The 14,821-nt window shown below is 57.3% G+C and carries 15 protein-coding genes; 2 read left to right on the top strand and 13 right to left on the bottom strand.

The features are described from left to right. Window positions 1-111 precede the first annotated feature (111 nt). The 7 genes from M8010_RS02570 to folE all read right to left on the bottom strand — a co-directional run bounded on the left by M8010_RS02570 (window position 112) and on the right by folE (window position 7,604). Complete coding sequence (locus M8010_RS02570; RefSeq protein WP_250087936.1) at window positions 112-2,697, bottom strand: heavy metal translocating P-type ATPase; 2,586 nt, start codon at window positions 2,695-2,697, stop codon at window positions 112-114. 6 nt (window positions 2,698-2,703) lie between these two features. Next, the gene (locus M8010_RS02575) at window positions 2,704-3,135 is read right to left on the bottom strand and encodes a MerR family transcriptional regulator (protein ID WP_250087940.1); all 432 of its coding nucleotides are present in this window, start codon (window positions 3,133-3,135) and stop codon (window positions 2,704-2,706) included. Window positions 3,136-3,361: 226 nt separating this feature from the next. Then, window positions 3,362-3,682 carry a hypothetical protein gene (locus M8010_RS02580; RefSeq protein WP_250087942.1) on the bottom strand — a complete coding sequence of 107 codons (321 nt, stop codon included), beginning with the start codon at window positions 3,680-3,682 and terminating at the stop codon, window positions 3,362-3,364. Window positions 3,683-3,740: 58 nt separating this feature from the next. After that, window positions 3,741-6,002 (bottom strand): bifunctional diguanylate cyclase/phosphodiesterase, encoded by a 2,262-nt coding sequence (locus tag M8010_RS02585; RefSeq protein ID WP_250087950.1) that lies wholly within the window; start codon window positions 6,000-6,002, stop codon window positions 3,741-3,743. A 172-nt stretch (window positions 6,003-6,174) separates the two neighbouring features. Beyond that, on the bottom strand, window positions 6,175-6,615 hold the full coding sequence (locus M8010_RS02590; RefSeq protein WP_250087958.1) for a CoA-binding protein: 441 nt from the start codon (window positions 6,613-6,615) through the stop codon (window positions 6,175-6,177). 15 nt (window positions 6,616-6,630) lie between these two features. Next, entirely contained in the window at window positions 6,631-7,011 is a 381-nt protein-coding gene (gene folX, locus M8010_RS02595; RefSeq protein ID WP_250087961.1) for a dihydroneopterin triphosphate 2'-epimerase, read from the bottom strand. 26 nt (window positions 7,012-7,037) lie between these two features. Then, window positions 7,038-7,604 carry a GTP cyclohydrolase I FolE gene (folE, locus tag M8010_RS02600; protein WP_250087963.1) on the bottom strand — a complete coding sequence of 189 codons (567 nt, stop codon included), beginning with the start codon at window positions 7,602-7,604 and terminating at the stop codon, window positions 7,038-7,040. A 194-nt stretch (window positions 7,605-7,798) separates the two neighbouring features. Between folE and M8010_RS02605 the strand changes: the two genes are divergently transcribed. Continuing rightward, window positions 7,799-8,716: an alpha/beta fold hydrolase gene (locus M8010_RS02605; protein ID WP_250087965.1), complete on the top strand. Its 918-nt coding sequence runs from the start codon at window positions 7,799-7,801 to the stop codon at window positions 8,714-8,716. Window positions 8,717-8,728: 12 nt separating this feature from the next. Here M8010_RS02605 and M8010_RS02610 read toward each other — a convergent pair whose 3' ends face one another. Further along, a complete protein-coding gene (locus M8010_RS02610; RefSeq protein ID WP_250087975.1) occupies window positions 8,729-9,793 on the bottom strand; it encodes a GGDEF domain-containing protein in 1,065 nt (354 codons plus the stop codon). 174 nt (window positions 9,794-9,967) lie between these two features. Here M8010_RS02610 and M8010_RS02615 point away from each other — a divergent pair, with 174 nt between their 5' ends. Then, window positions 9,968-11,062, top strand: coding sequence for a patatin-like phospholipase family protein (locus M8010_RS02615; RefSeq protein WP_250087983.1), 1,095 nt, complete (start codon window positions 9,968-9,970; stop codon window positions 11,060-11,062). Between the two features lie 27 nt (window positions 11,063-11,089). On the opposite strand, the gene M8010_RS02620 is transcribed toward M8010_RS02615, so the two are convergent. The 5 genes from M8010_RS02620 to M8010_RS02640 form a co-directional block, all read right to left on the bottom strand. Beyond that, window positions 11,090-12,124 (bottom strand): PAS domain-containing protein, encoded by a 1,035-nt coding sequence (locus tag M8010_RS02620; RefSeq protein ID WP_250087985.1) that lies wholly within the window; start codon window positions 12,122-12,124, stop codon window positions 11,090-11,092. A gap of 112 nt (window positions 12,125-12,236) precedes the next feature. Then, complete coding sequence (locus M8010_RS02625) at window positions 12,237-13,049, bottom strand: iron chelate uptake ABC transporter family permease subunit (RefSeq protein WP_250087987.1); 813 nt, start codon at window positions 13,047-13,049, stop codon at window positions 12,237-12,239. Next, the gene (gene znuC, locus M8010_RS02630) at window positions 13,036-13,815 is read right to left on the bottom strand and encodes a zinc ABC transporter ATP-binding protein ZnuC (RefSeq protein ID WP_250087989.1); all 780 of its coding nucleotides are present in this window, start codon (window positions 13,813-13,815) and stop codon (window positions 13,036-13,038) included. Before znuC ends, M8010_RS02625 begins: the two co-directional genes overlap by 14 nt. Continuing rightward, window positions 13,808-14,299 carry a Fur family transcriptional regulator gene (locus M8010_RS02635; RefSeq protein ID WP_250087990.1) on the bottom strand — a complete coding sequence of 164 codons (492 nt, stop codon included), beginning with the start codon at window positions 14,297-14,299 and terminating at the stop codon, window positions 13,808-13,810. Before M8010_RS02635 ends, znuC begins: the two co-directional genes overlap by 8 nt. A 60-nt stretch (window positions 14,300-14,359) precedes the next feature. Next, on the bottom strand, window positions 14,360-14,821 hold the full coding sequence (locus tag M8010_RS02640; RefSeq protein ID WP_250087992.1) for a chemotaxis protein CheW: 462 nt from the start codon (window positions 14,819-14,821) through the stop codon (window positions 14,360-14,362).

Genomic DNA, 14,821 nt, shown 5'->3' on the forward strand with positions numbered 1-14,821 from the left:
GATGATGGCTATGATCGTTGTCCGGTTTGCTGCCTCCGGAGGGTGACAGCCAGAACCACCAGACAATGGCGGCCATCAGGATCAGTCCTCCGGCGTTGACCAGAAGTGTACTCATTGGTTCCTCTCCCCACCGTCGTTATAGCTGGTTTCGAACAACCGCAGCCGATTGGCGTTGGTGACCACAGTAACCGAGGACGCCGACATGGCAGCGCCGGCCAGTATCGGGCTCATCAGTATGCCCCACAAAGGGTATAACAGCCCGGCTGCCACCGGTATACCCAGGGAGTTGTAGATAAACGCACCAAACAGGTTCTGATGGATATTACGAACGGTGGCCCGGGATATCTCAATGGCATCGGCCACGCCGTGAAGCGATCCCCGCATTAGCGTAATACCGGCACTTTCGATAGCCACATCGGTTCCGGTGCCGATGGCAAATCCGACATCGGCGGCTGCCAGGGCGGGCGCGTCGTTGATGCCGTCGCCGACCATGGCCACGGTATAGCCCTTGCCGCGCATTTCGCTGACGATGGTGGCCTTGTCCTCCGGCAACACTTCGGCCCGGTAGTCATCGATTCCGGTCTTGTTTGCGATGGCTTTGGCGGTGGCGTCTACATCACCGGTAACCATCATGACCTTTATGCCGGCGTCGTGCAGGCGGCGGATGGCGGCTTCGGAATCCGCTTTCACCGCATCGGCAACGCCGATCACGCCTATGGGTTTATTACCCAGGGCCAGGAACAACGGAGTACCGGCTTCGGAGGTAATGGTATCGGCTTCTTTCCGAAGCCCGGCCAGATCCACGCCCTCGCTTTCCAGCCATTTGCGGTTACCAAGGCGAACGGGCATGCCATCCAGATCGCCTTTTACGCCTTTGCCATTGAGCGCCTCAAAGCCTGTAACCTTCTCGGGGCTGATGTCCTGTTCTCTGGCGTTCGCGATAATGGCTTCCGCCAACGGATGCTCCGAGTGCTGCTCCAGGCCTGCGGCCAGTGCCAGCAATCTGCCGGTGTCGCCCCCGGCGGCGTATAAGCGGGTGACGGCCGGATGGCCTTCGGTAATGGTGCCGGTCTTGTCCAGTATCACCAGATCCAGCTTGCCGGCGGTCTGCAGGGCATCACCCTGGCGGATCAGGGCGCCGTATTCCGCGGCCTTGCCTACGCCCACCATCACCGACATGGGTGTGGCCAGGCCCAGAGCGCAGGGGCAGGCAATGATCAGTACCGTGGTGGCCGCCACCATCATATGAACCACAGCGGGCTCCGGCCCGACGTTGTACCAGACCAGCGCTGACACCACGGCAATCAGCATCACAGTGGGCACGAACACCGAGGAAATCTTATCTGCAAGGCGCCCGATGGCTGGCTTGGAGCCCTGGGCTTTTTTCACCAGGCGGATAATCTGGGCGAGAGCCGTTTCGCTGCCCACGCGGGTGGCCTTGTAGATGATCGAGCCGTGGGTATTCAGAGTGCCGGCGGACACCTCATCGCCTTCACTCTTGCTGACGGGCATGGGTTCGCCGGTGAGCATGCTCTCATCAATACGGGTGTTGCCCTCGGTGATTTCCCCGTCCACCGGGAGCTTTTCGCCGGGGCGCACACGGATATGGTCGCCGGCCCGGACCTGTTCCACCGGCAGGCCCTGCTCTTCACCATCACGAATAACCCGCGCGGTTTTTGCCCTCAGGTCCAGCAGGCGTCTTACCGCTTCGGAAGTCTTGCCTTTGGCGCGCAACTCCAGCGCCTGGCCCAGGTTGATCAGGCCGATAATCATTGCCGAGGCTTCAAAGTACACATGCCGCGCCATTTCCGGCAAGGCATCGGGAACACTGGCCACCACAATGGAATAAACCCAGGCCGTACCGGTACCCAAGGCGATCAGGGTATCCATATTGGCATTGTGGTGGCGGAAAGCCTTCCAGGCGCCGGTGAAGAAGTGGCCGCCGGTGCCAACCATCACGGCCAGGGTCAGAATCCCCAGAGTCAACCAGGTCATCTGGTTGTCTGCGGTAACCATCATGGAGCCAAAACCCATGCCCCAGATCATCAGGCCCAGACCAAGGCCGAGGCTGATGGCCATCTTCACCAGCAGGGTTCTGTACTGCTTGCGGTCGTCCTCCTGCTTGCGATCATCCACCGCATCCGGGTCTTCAATCACACTGGCCCCGTAACCCGAGCTCTCCACCGCCCTGATCAGCGCCTGAGGGTCTGCATGCCCGGTTGCCGTGGCGGTATTATCCGCCAGATTCATATGGGCACCGGTAATGCCATCCACTGACTTCAGAGCCTTTTCGATGGTGTTCACGCAGGACGCACAAGTAGCCCCGGTTACCGCCAGATGGATCTGGTCACCATCGCTGGCACCGTTGCCTCTGCCTGTTTTCTTGTCAGGTTCCGGAGCGGCCTCTGTCTGATCACTGGCTTTATCCGAATGACAATGGGCATTCTCTGGCACGGATGTGGCTGAACCGGCCTTCTCCAGTGGAACGGCCGGATAACCAGCCTCCGTAACAATACGGGCTGCTTCACCGGTATCAATGCCATCAGGCAGTGCAACCGTCTGCTCATCCAGATTCACCTCAACCTGGTCCGCACTGCCGGTCAGCGGCTCCAGCGCGCTACGAATCTTGCGCGCACAACCCTGACAGGACGCGCCTGAAATCGACAGCGCCGGGTGTAATGCGGTTTTTTCATTCATGGAGCATCACTCCTTGCTGGAATTTTCGGGAACAGCTTCGTCCCAATGTTCAATCAACCTGCAAATCGTATGGCCATCCGGCGTACCGTCCGGCATGTCCTGCCAGGCCGAAAGCGCCGCCGTCATACGCCGGCGTAGTTGCTGCAACTCGGCAATCTCACGCTCAACCTCCGCCAGCCGTTGCTGAAACACATCCCGCACCATCGGGCAGGGCGAATGATGATCGTCCGCCTGCTCCAGAATCTGCCGTATTTCGGGTAACGAGAACCCGAGTTGCCGGGCCTTACGGGCAAACCGAAGCCGCCGAAGATCTTCTGAATCATATTGCTGGTAGTTGTTATTCGGATTCCGGGTGGGTTTCAGTAACCCTTCCCGGGTATAGAACCGAACGGTATCCGGGTTAACACCCGCCTTTAAGGCAATCTCTTTGACTTTCATAACTCGGACGGCCATCCCAAAAGTTGAACAAGTGAGGGGAAGTTATTCGTTTCCAAAACTGTGCGGAGCCATGGATGGCGGAGCTCAAGCGTCACATGGATGTGCCGAAGGAGCGTGTTTTGGAAACGAATAACTTCCACTCACGTACGGCACCCAGTGGATGCCACAGAGCAACACTATAAGGATAGCCTAAAACCTGAGAGCTACTCACAGGTCAAAGGTTTTTTCAGGAAGAGGAGTCTTTTGAGCGGAGAAAGGTGCCACAGGCCTTGCACTGGTTCGGGGCCATCAATTTGGCCTGCCAGCCGATTTTCTGCCCACACGCGGGGCATTCGAGACGCAATTGCAGAATAATGATCGGAGTGATTAACAGAGCGATAAGTACACCCAGAGGGCCCCAGCTATCGCCACTGGACAGACCAAGCTGGCTACTGAACACCAGAATCACGATCAGCGAAAAGAACGCGAAAATGAAATAGCTCTTGTTCCAGGATTCCCAGCGACGCAAGCGGTCATCCTGTTCCTGGGTAAGATAGTTTGAACTCATGAATTGGCACCTTGAAAGCTGATAGCACAATAGTGGTGATTCGAAGCGCCCATTTCAATCAGGTACCGACTGGCGTATCCATATTCAGCAAACCGGCATTCAACGCCTTTTCCAGTTCAGCAGCGGGAATCGGGCGGCTGATCAGGTAACCCTGGATCAGGTCACAGCGGTGATTCTTGAGGAAGTCGAACTGCTCCCGGGTTTCCACACCCTCAGCGACCACCTGAATACCCAGGTTATGGGCCAGGTTGATCACTGCCCGGGTAATCACTGCATCGTCGTGGCGTTCAGCGACCTCGGTGATAAAGGAACTATCGATTTTGAGAAGGTCCACCGGGAAATCACGCAAGTAGCCCAGGGAAGAGTAACCAACCCCAAAGTCATCAATGGCAAGGTGGATACCCAGTTTGTGGAGCCTGGACAGCTGATTGAGGTTGTGCTCAATGTTCTGGATAAAAATCTCTTCGGTCAGTTCCACTTCCAACCGTTCGGCAGGAACGCCATTGGATTCCAGAGCATCCTGGATGTGGTCCACGATATTCTCGTCATCCAGTTCCCGGCCTGACAGGTTTACTGCAATGCGCAGGTTGGCGTGGGGCCCGTTCTGCCATTTCGCCAGTTGCCGGCAGGCCGCCAAGACCACCCAGCGGCCGATATCGGTAATGCGTCCGCTTTCCTCGGCCAGGGGTATGAAATCCACTGGTGGTAACAGACCACGGCGGGGATGTTGCCAGCGGATCAGGGCTTCCACGCTGTTGATGGACGAGTCGTTGAGGTCCAGCTGGGGCTGGAAGTAAAGCACGAATTCGTCGTTGGCCAGGGCGTGGTCCAGATCCTTGTCCAGTTCCAGGCGCATGACTTCCCGGTCCTGCATGCCTTCGGTATAGAACTGGTAAGTGTTGCGGCCCTGTTCTTTGGCCCGATACAGCGCTACGTCTGCATTGCGCATGAGGGTATCGGCGTCCAGGCCGCTCTGAGGATAAACAGCCACTCCCATGGTGGCGGTGATACCGTGTTGATCGCCCTGAACATCAAAAGGCTCTTCAAAGCATTGTTTTATCTGGCCCAGCAGGTTGATGACATCGTCGATGTCTCCCACATGTTGCTGGCAGACCATGAACTCATCGCCACCGGAATATGCCACCATGACTTTCTCATCGCTGAGGGCGTTGAGGCGTTCGGACACCTTGATCAGAAGCTCGTCGCCAAACTGATGGCCGAGAGAGTCATTGAGCATCTGGAAGCGGTCCAGATCGATCATCACCAGCGCCACCTGGCGCATTTGTCGGTCGGCTATGCTCAGGGTGTGGGCCAGGTCTTCCATGAAAAAGCGGCGGTTTGCCAGGCCCGTCAGGGTATCGGTGGTTTCCAGGCGGGCGAGATCCTTCTGCACTGCCTGGCGCTGGTTGATTTCCGCGTCCAGCTCGCGTCTGGTTTTCAGCAGTGCCTGGTTGCGCTTGAGGATCAGTTGTACAAGCAAGGTGGTGAGGCTGGTCAACAGGCCCATGAATAGCATGATCACAAACGTTACAAATGGCCAGCTACTGCGCTGGTCCTCAACCCAGGATACGGAAGGGGTTACTGTCAAAGCCCAGTCGATGGTTGGCAGGTCGATGTCCAGCGTGCGGGAAAAGCCGGGGTCGGTGTTGGTTGAGCTGTTGAGCTCGTAGGCTGGTTCTCCGCCGTCCCTGATTTCGATGTGGAAAAACTCCAGGGCGCTGCTGGTAAGCAGGTGCCTGGCCAGGACGTCCATCCGGAATACGCCTGCAATGAAGCCATTGTTGGCGTCGCCGCTGAATACAGGGGCGTAGATGACCAGGCCTTTACCACCTTGCTTCAGGTCTATAACGCCGGAAATATCGAGGTTTCCACTGGTCTGCGCCTGCTGCAGGGAGTCCAGTCGTTCCGGGGAGAAAGCCACGTTGTAGCCAATGGCATCCTCGTTGCCCTCATAGGGCTCCATCCAACGGATCATATAATTCCGGTCAATCCATTCAATTGCCTGGTAGACACCAAAATCAGACAGATAGTTGCGAGCATCCTGTTCCCAGATTTCCCGGGGCATATCGGGGATGGCCTCAAAACGTTCTGCCATACGGCGAATGGCATCAACATGAACCAGAAATTCCCGCTCGAGCCGGCTCGCCATGGATTGGGCTTCGTTGTCCAGGTTGGACTGGATCTGGGAGTTATCCTGCTCTTCCAGGCCGTATTGCAGAACCAGGGCAATTCCCAGAAACACCAGGAAAATCAGTGCTGGAAAAGCCGGGTTCAGCAAACCCCTGACGAACAGGGTCAGCGCTGATGCAGGTTTGTCCACTAAGTGCTCCGGTTGATGAATCGACTGACTGGTTTATCGGCCAATTTCACCCGATTATGAGGGATAAACGCGACAATCTGTTACTAATTGTTGGCCCAGAAGGTCTAATGATATCCCGAAAACGCTTATCCGGGACAGACACTTGGTCAACGGCGACGGGCGGTTGTCGATTTCACGTCGCAGATTGTGTTACGGGAGCTATGCCAAGGCGTGGAATTTCCTGCTTGGGGCATTTGTCCATGACAACGGTGATGCCCGCCTCTTCAGCTCGCAATGCGCCTTGTTCATTGATAACGCCGATCTGCATCCAGATAACCGGTATGGCCTGTTTGATGGCAGCGTCTATAACCGGGTCTGTGTGGTCGGGAGCGAGAAAAAGATCCGCCATATCCACGGGCGTGGTCAAAGAAGCGAGATCGGGATAGACGGTTTCACCGAGCACCGTCTTACCGGCCAGCCGGGGATTGATGGGTATTACCCGGTAACCGCGCCCCTGCAGGTAGGCCATCACTTCATGGCTGGGACGATTGGGCTTGTCGCTGGCGCCGACCAGGGCAATGGTGCGGACGGTTTCGAGTATTCTGCGCAGTTGTTCAGGATTGTTACGGGACATGAATATACCGACTTGTCAGGTGGCCCGGTGCGCCTCAAGACAGACAGACACCGATTCGGCGTAGCGTAACGCATGGGGCTTGTCGATTTCCACTGCCGCCCAACTCACCGCTTCATGTTCCATCACGATGCTGAGCACTTCGTGGGTAAGCCGCTCCAGAAGTGCAAACCGATTGCCATCTACGTGGCTGATGATCTGTTTGGTAATGGTGCGGTAGTTCAGTGCCGAACGGATATCGTTCTGGTTGATGGCGTCTGCGGCATCGTAGGTCAAACGAACATTAATCAGCACATCCTGCTGATTGTTGATCTCCTCTTCCTTGATCCCGATATAAGCGCGTAGCAACAGGTCCTTTATACGCACGGTTGCCTGATTGTTGGCGGTCACTGCAGTCATCTGGCCTCCTGGTTATCCACGGCTGTTCAGCGATCCCGAATCAGTGTCAGGAATTCAGTTCGTGTGGCCTGGGACTTACGGAACTGGCCCAGCATCATCGAGGTCTTCATGCGCGAGTTCTGTTTTTCAACGCCCCGCATCATCATGCACATATGCTGGGCTTCGATGACCACGGCCACACCCTTGGCGCCGGTAACGCTCTCAATGGCTTCAGCTATTTCACGAGTCAGGTTTTCCTGGATCTGAAGCCGACGGGCATACATGTCAACAATGCGTGCAAACTTGGATAGCCCGAGTACCTTGCCCTGGGGCAGGTAGGCGATATGACACTTCCCTATAAATGGCAGCATGTGATGCTCGCACATGCTGTAGAGCTCGATGTCCTGAACCACGACCATTTCATCCATGGCAGACTCGAAAACGGCATTGTTAACCAGCTCCTCAAGATTCTGTCTATAGCCCTGGGTGAGAAACTGCATGGCTTTTGCAGCCCGCAGCGGGGTGTCTTGCAGGCCCTCGCGGCCCGGATTTTCGCCCAGGCCGGCAATTATCTGCTGGAAATGGTTGGCCAGGTCGTCAAGCTTGTTGGTCATAGATGCTTCCGGTGTCATTAGTCGGTTCAAAGGCGAAAGCTTAAGGGAATTTGCCGATCGCCTCCAGAATTACGATTGCACCGATCAAAAAGACCACCACAACCGACCCGTTTCGCAAATTGCCCGCGGGAATATGGCGGGCACGGCTGGATTGATTTAGAGTTCCAGATTCAGGCAGGTTTCAGGAAACCGGAATGGAACAGGTAATACCAGGAGCGCAGGGCCTGAAAACCCACGGCGCAAAGACAGGGACGCTGGAAAGCTGGCAGCATGAAGGCAAATGGTTCTCCTATGGCGGGCACGCTATTTTCAGCCGAATGGCGGGCCGGGGTGATGCCCTGGTGCTGCTCCATGGCTTTCCCACCGCCAGCTGGGACTGGAACCGCCTGTGGCCGATGTTGGTGCAACATCATTCGGTATTTACCCTCGATATGCTGGGATTCGGCTTCTCCGACAAACCGGCGCTCTATGATTACAGTATCGAAGACCAGGCCGACATGTTTGAAGGCTGGATTGCCGGGCTCGGGTTAAAACAGGTCAGCCTTTTTGCCCACGACTATGGATGCAGTGTGGCGCAGGAGTTGCTGGCGCGTGACCAGGAGGGCTTGTTGCCATTTGCCATCAAACGGGTCGGTTTTCTCAACGGGGCGCTGTTTCCGGAAGTTCACAATCCCCTGCTGATACAGAAACTGCTGCGCAGTCCTTTGGGCGGGTTGCTCAGTCGGGGGCTGTCCCGTCGCACTTTTGAGCGGAATTTTCGGCGCCTGTTTGGACCGGGGAATATGCCTGACCCGAAAGACATGGATGATTTCTGGTATTTGCTTACCTACAACAACGGTCGCGGCATCCTGCACAATCTGATTCAATTTATGGAAGAACGCCGTTGCCACCGACATCGCTGGGTTGGCGCGTTACAGAATGCGAAACAGCCGATGAGGCTGATTTCCGGGGTGGCGGACCCGGTTTCAGGTGCCGCAATGGCAAGGCGGTATCGGGAGCTTATCCCGGAGCCGGATGTCGTCAGTCTGCGTAATGTCGGCCACTACCCGCATTTTGAGAGTGCTTCAGAGGTCTACCGTGCCTGGCGGGACTTTTGCCGGCATACGGAGTAGCCAGACGGGACGCTAGGCATCAGCCAGCAGGGAGTCCGTGTCTTCAGGTGGTGTGACTTCCTGGCGCATCACAGCGTTGGCTACCTGATTTCGCCCCCTTGCCTTGGCTTCATAAAGCGCCTGGTCCGCCCTGTTCAGCCATACGGACCAGGTCTCGCCCTTGTTGACTTCCGCCACACTGGCGCTGGCGGTAATCTGTATACCTTCAATGAAGGGGCGGGCGCTGATGCTTGTCAGCAGTTCCTTTGCCAGCTTGTCAGCGTCTTTCTGGCGGGTTTCCGGCAGTACCAGCATGAATTCCTCGCCGCCAATGCGGAACAGGCGGTCGTTCTCCCTCAGCCGCTTGCGCAGCCTGGATGACAGCTCCTGCAGAACTCTGTCTCCGGCCAGGTGGCCCCAGCGATCGTTGATGGTCTTGAAATAGTCCAGGTCCAGCAAGACCAGGCTTGAAACACGCTCATAGCGTTCGCGCATCTGAATCTGGCCATTGAGCAGGTCCGCCAGCTGAGACCGGTTAAGACAACCCGTGAGTGGGTCGGTAGTGGCCAGCCGGGTCAGCTCCGTCTGAAGCCGTCCCACCAGCCAGGCAAAGATCATGACAAACACGCAGGTAATTCCCAGGGAAAAGGTGATGCGCCAGAAATCTGCCTCGGGAAATTGCGTAAAGGACACCACCGCCATGCTGACGACAAAAGTGATATTGCTGGCAATGGCTTCCCTGAGTGGGAGCAAAAAAAACAGGGCTGCTGCTGCGGGATAGGCCCAGTAGAGCCCTGCGTGACCATTGATTGTGGTGGAGTAGGCGGCGCACAACACTGCGAGTATGGGAAACAGCCGGCCGTTCAGGAAATAGCTGCCGCGAAACCGGAGAAAGGCAATCACTGCCACTGCGTTCAGGCAGAAAAGCACTAACAGCAGCGCCAGCAGGATATTGTCCTGCCGCCACTGCACCATTACCAGCGGTGCAACGGCGACAAATGCCCAGAAATGAAGGTGGTAGACGATCTGACGCTTGAAACCGAGTACCGCAAGGGTTGGATTTGTAGCCAGGCTATTTGTGGCGGCAAGAGGGTTCACAGCATACTCCGGCTGTTTAAATTGGGGCCAGACTTCCTGGATAAGGCCATACCGAAGTCTAGCACGACCTTTGCGGGAGGAAAGCCGGTTTTACATCCCGGTACCAGTGCCCTCCTGGCTATGGCTGCCCGGCCTGCAGTCCGATAAACTTGCGGCTCTGAGCAAGGAGACCCTATGACCGCCGTACACACCCGCCCGCCCGCGCTGACCATCCGCGCCGGAAGCCGAGCCTTTGAGCGGTTGCAGGAAAAGCCCTTTACCGCAGCCGATGTGCATGTTGTTCCCGGTGCGGCCGGTGGCCCCAAGGCGCTGGGTATTTCTGGTCTGGATAAGGCGATTTTCGGAGATTTTCTGCCACGGGCTCCGCAGGTACGTTCGCTGATTGGCTCGTCCATTGGCAGCTGGCGCTTCGCAGCGGTAGCGTCAACAGACGACCCCAAGGCACAATTGGCCCGGCTGGCGGACCTGTACACCTCCCAGCGCTTTGCCAAAGGTGTCAGCATGGCGGAAGTCAGCCGCAAGAGCGTGCTGTTTCTGGAGGAACTGCTCGCCGGCTGTGAAGACCATATCCTCAATCATCCCTGGTACCGCCTGAACATTGTTGTCGTTCGCAGTCGTGGCATGCTGGCGCATGACACCAAAGGCCGGCTCAGCCTGGGCCTGATGAATGCCATCAGCGCCAACATGGTGAGCCGCCATCACCTGGGCCGCTTCATGGAACGGGGCATTATGCACGACGCCCGGATCAAAGCGCCGCTGGCCAGACTGGTGGACTTCCCCAGCCACGAAGTGGCCCTGACCCGCGACAACCTGATGCCCGCGCTTCTGGCCTCTGCTTCCATCCCCATGGTGATGTCCGGTGTCCGCAACATTCCAGGGGCCCCGGAAGGCCTGTACCGTGATGGTGGCCTGCTGGACTACCACCTGGATCTGCCCTATGAGCAGCCAGGCGTGATTCTGTATCCCCATTTCACCGATAAGGTGGTTCCCGGCTGGTTCGACAAGACCCTGCCCTGGCGCCGGGGCGATGCGACCCGGCTGCAGGATGTGATGCTGGTCTCGCCATCGCCGGAATACCTGCAGACGCTGCCCGACAAGAAACTGCCGGACCGCAAGGATTTTGAGCGTTACCTGGGTGATGATGCCGGCCGCGAGCGCGCCTGGCGCAAGGCCATTGCCGAGAGTGATCGCCTGGGCGATGAGTTCATGGAACTGGTTGATTCCGGCCGCCTGAAAGATGTGTTACGGCCGCTGGATGGAAAACGCTGACGGTTTCCGGGCCCCCTGAGTTACCGGTCAGGAGCCATAACCATTGGGTTGAAGGCTGAGCCGGTAGCCGCAGAAGCCGCGAAATGTGTCCCGTAACGCCAGAGCCCGCAACGTAACCGGCACCTGGTGATCCCCGGAGTCCAGCAGCTTCAGGTCAATCCGCTGGATTTGCCGTTCCTGTCTCGATGCTTGAAGAGCCAGGCGGAAATTATCCAGGGAGGCTGGATCAACCAGTTGCTCGAAGGGCAACCCGGCGAGATCAGCTGGTGCCTTTTTGAGAAGATCAGCCACCTGGGGCGAGACGTACCCGGTCGTGCCATCTTCATCCAGCTCACAGATGGTTGCTCCGGATAGCGCTACCAGGTCTCGGCTACGTTGTTCACTATCATTCAACGCCTGCCGTAGAATCGATTTTTCCACCTGCATGTTATTGAGTTGCTGTAAATATTGCTCACGCCCCTTGTCTGCATTGCGGAAACGCGTTTGCCAGTGCCGTATGCGCAGGCACAGTAAGGTGACAATAATGGCTGCAAGCAAAGTCATTATCAGCCCTGCCAGCCACACGAATTGAAACGATTGTTGCGCGGGGCGCTCCAGAAACCCGGTATCAGGTAGGGTGGTCAGCAACCATCGGTTTTCCCCAACGGCTATTTCAGAGCGCAATGACCGGGAGTGATCGGGGTTGGCGGTGTGAATGGTCTGATACAGCGGCAACTTGGTGTGCCGTTGAAGGGTATCAATGCGCAGATTGAGCATGCCTGGTACGGAATTTTTGAACACGGTTGCCAGCCAGAGCTCGACGGATGTGGAGTCGTTTACTGTTTGCCGGGGCACCGCCCCGTCGATGACTATGGGTGGAAGCTCTTCATAGCCGCTCAATCGGGCAACAAGAGTGTTGTGCTGGCGGTGATAGATCTCTTCGGCCAGGGTGCGCGACTGGCTCTCCAGCGCCAGCGCCGTGACGCCGGTTACCGCCAGTCCGGCGGCAAGAATCAGCAGCGGAGCCCATAGGTGAGGCAGCGCCAGAATATGTCCTTTCCCTGTCAGTCCGAGGCTTTCCATAGGTTGATCCATAACCGTTGGCGAGGTTTTAGGGGACTGCCTGCCTCTCTACTTTAGTCCACACTTGGGATCACGGCTACAGCGCCGGTCAACGGTACCCCATTACCTGAATTCACGCCTGGGTCTGGCGCGCCGAGCCGTAGACCAGCAAAAACACCGAAAAGGCAGTGACCACCACGGAAGGGCCTGCCGGTGTATCCAGATGCCATGACAGCGTCAGCCCGCCGCTAACGGCAATAAAACCGAATATGATGGCCATGCCCACCATATGCTCGGGATTGGTGGCCAGGCGGCGGGCGGTGGCCGCCGGGATAATCAGCAATGCGGTGATCAGCAGTACGCCGACAATTTTCATGGCAACGGCGATCACTATGGAGAACATCAGCATCAGCGCCAGCCGCAGACGCTCTACCGGAACGCCTTCGACTTTCGCCAGTTCCTCGTGAATGGTGCTCATCAACAGTCCCCGCCAAAGCACGGTCAGCAAACCCAGAATCAGCGCAGCACCGCCGTAGATCCAGAGCAGATCATGGCGGCTCATGGCCAGCAGGTCGCCGAACAGCAGGCCAGTCAGGTCCACCCGTATATCGGGCATAAAACTCAGGGTTACCAGGCCAATGGCGAGCGCACTGTGGGCCAGAATCCCCAGCAGTGTGTCGGTAGCCAGGGTTTTGCTGCGGGAAAACAGCACCAGGGCAATAGCCAGCACCACGCAGGTGATGATCACTCCCAGATTGATGGGCACACTAATCAGGAAGCTCAGGGCAATGCCCAGCAGTGCGGAGTGGGCCAGGGTGTCGCCGAAATAAGCCATGCGCCGCCACACCACGAAGCAGCCCAGCGGCCCGGCGACCAGGGCCACGCCAAGGCCGCCGATCAGTGCTCGCCAGAAAAAGTCTCCGAGTACCGCATCAATGATGGACATGGGAGCACTCCCCGTGGGCATCATCCTGGTCACCGGAAACAACATCACCGTGCAGGTCGTGGCTGTGGTTGTGGTGGTGATGGTACACCGCCAGGCTTTCCGCTACCGGACGTCCGAAGGTTTCAATGAAAGCCGGGTCGTGGGAGATATCCGCTGGGTAACCACTGCAGCACACGTGCTGATTGAGGCAGATAACCTTGTCGGTGGCTGCCATGACCAGGTGCAGGTCATGGGAGATCATGATCACGCCACATTTCAGTTCGTCCCGCAGGCTTCGGATCAGGTCATAGAGCGCTGCCTGGCCGTTTATATCCACACCCTGTGCAGGTTCGTCCAGCACCAGCAGGTCCGGCCTGCGGGCCAGTGCACGGGCGAGCAGCAGCCGCTGTTTTTCGCCCCCGGAGAGGTGATGGACCGAGGCATTAATCAGGTGTTCCACACCCGTCTTCGACAGTGCTTCCTGGCATTCCTGGCGGGAACGACCACTGAGCAGCATGAATCGCTTTACGCTGAGCGGTAATGTGGTCTCCAGGGTCAGATGCTGGGGTACGTAACCGATGGTCAGCCCGGGGGCCATGCTCAGAGCGCCTTCGGAGATTGGCTGAATACCCAGAACAGCTTTGATCAGCGTCGTTTTGCCTGCACCGTTGGGGCCAATGATGGTGATGATATCTCCCCGCTGCACCCGCAGATCCACGTGGTCAACCACTGGCCGGTTGTCAAAGTTAACGGTTACTCGCCGGAGTTCTACCAGAGCTTCAGTCATGAGCATTATCCGCGGCACAGCGTGGGCAACAGCCGGATACCTCAATAGTCACATCCTCCGGGCGGAAGGATTCTTCAGCAGCGGCTGTATTGACGGCACTGGAGACAGCGGGTGCTGTCAGTTCCAGCACGTTCCCGCACCAGCGGCAGATCAGAAACATGCCATTGTGGCTCTTGCCAGCATGGGTGCAACCGGTAAACGCGTTCAGCGAGGCGATGCGGTGCACCAGCCCGTATTGCTGAAGGAAGTCGAGGGCCCGATAAACGGTAGGTGGGGCGGCGTTGTGGCCGTCCTCTGCCAGTACCGCGAGAACGTCATAGGCCCCGAGGGGTTTGTGGGACTGCCAGATCAGTTCGAGCACCCGCTCGCGGGTTGGTGTCAGGCGGGCATTATGCTGTTGACAGATGGCTCTGGCATCGGCCAATGCCTGGGTTACACAGGCCTGGTGATTGTGGGGACGATAGGGAAGAGCACTGGATGACATGGGCACTGTCCTGCAAAATTTGCAACATTATAACATTAGCAAAAAACAGTGCCACGTCTGCTATCGGGAGACTTCCAGTGCAAGGGATTCGAGATAACCAAGATCGGGGATGATGGCAGTTTCGCCGTCGACTTCCACCACCATCAGGTCCGCCGGTCCGGTCTCGCCGTCAATCTGTCTGACCTGGTCTTCGGTGAGGCGGTTCTGGCTGGGGATCCCCTGGGTGACCAGGGCCATGAAGGGCACAGAATTATGATGGTCACCAATGGTATTAAGCACCACAATTCGCCCACGATTACCACCGGGCACAGTGAGTTTGCCGCCGTTGGCTGCGTCGTACGAGATTACCGGCAGGTTCAGTCCACGCCAATCAAGTTCACCCACTAGCCATTCCGGTGTATTGGCTGCCGGGTCGGAACTGGCGAAATCCACTACTTCGGCTATCGAAACGTTCGGTAACAGCAGTTGTTTTCCGCTCATTGGAATCATTACGCAGGGCAGGGTTTGGCTGTTGTCGTTCAT

This window comes from Marinobacter sp. ATCH36 (assembly GCF_023555055.1).
Lineage (GTDB): Bacteria > Pseudomonadota > Gammaproteobacteria > Pseudomonadales > Oleiphilaceae > Marinobacter.

Excerpts from the sequence above, each read along its gene's own strand:
- M8010_RS02570 (WP_250087936.1), bottom strand. The coding sequence starts at position 2,697 with ATGAATGAAAAAACCGCATTACACCCGGCGCTGTCGATTTCAGGCGCG.
- M8010_RS02575 (WP_250087940.1), bottom strand. The coding sequence starts at position 3,135 with ATGAAAGTCAAAGAGATTGCCTTAAAGGCGGGTGTTAACCCGGATACC.
- M8010_RS02580 (WP_250087942.1), bottom strand. The coding sequence starts at position 3,682 with ATGAGTTCAAACTATCTTACCCAGGAACAGGATGACCGCTTGCGTCGC.
- M8010_RS02590 (WP_250087958.1), bottom strand. The coding sequence starts at position 6,615 with ATGTCCCGTAACAATCCTGAACAACTGCGCAGAATACTCGAAACCGTC.
- folX (WP_250087961.1), bottom strand. The coding sequence starts at position 7,011 with ATGACTGCAGTGACCGCCAACAATCAGGCAACCGTGCGTATAAAGGAC.
- folE (WP_250087963.1), bottom strand. The coding sequence starts at position 7,604 with ATGACCAACAAGCTTGACGACCTGGCCAACCATTTCCAGCAGATAATT.
- M8010_RS02605 (WP_250087965.1), top strand. The coding sequence starts at position 7,799 with ATGGAACAGGTAATACCAGGAGCGCAGGGCCTGAAAACCCACGGCGCA.
- M8010_RS02615 (WP_250087983.1), top strand. The coding sequence starts at position 9,968 with ATGACCGCCGTACACACCCGCCCGCCCGCGCTGACCATCCGCGCCGGA.
- M8010_RS02620 (WP_250087985.1), bottom strand. The coding sequence starts at position 12,124 with ATGGAAAGCCTCGGACTGACAGGGAAAGGACATATTCTGGCGCTGCCT.
- M8010_RS02625 (WP_250087987.1), bottom strand. The coding sequence starts at position 13,049 with ATGTCCATCATTGATGCGGTACTCGGAGACTTTTTCTGGCGAGCACTG.
- znuC (WP_250087989.1), bottom strand. The coding sequence starts at position 13,815 with ATGACTGAAGCTCTGGTAGAACTCCGGCGAGTAACCGTTAACTTTGAC.
- M8010_RS02635 (WP_250087990.1), bottom strand. The coding sequence starts at position 14,299 with ATGTCATCCAGTGCTCTTCCCTATCGTCCCCACAATCACCAGGCCTGT.
- M8010_RS02640 (WP_250087992.1), bottom strand. The coding sequence starts at position 14,821 with ATGAACGACAACAGCCAAACCCTGCCCTGCGTAATGATTCCAATGAGC.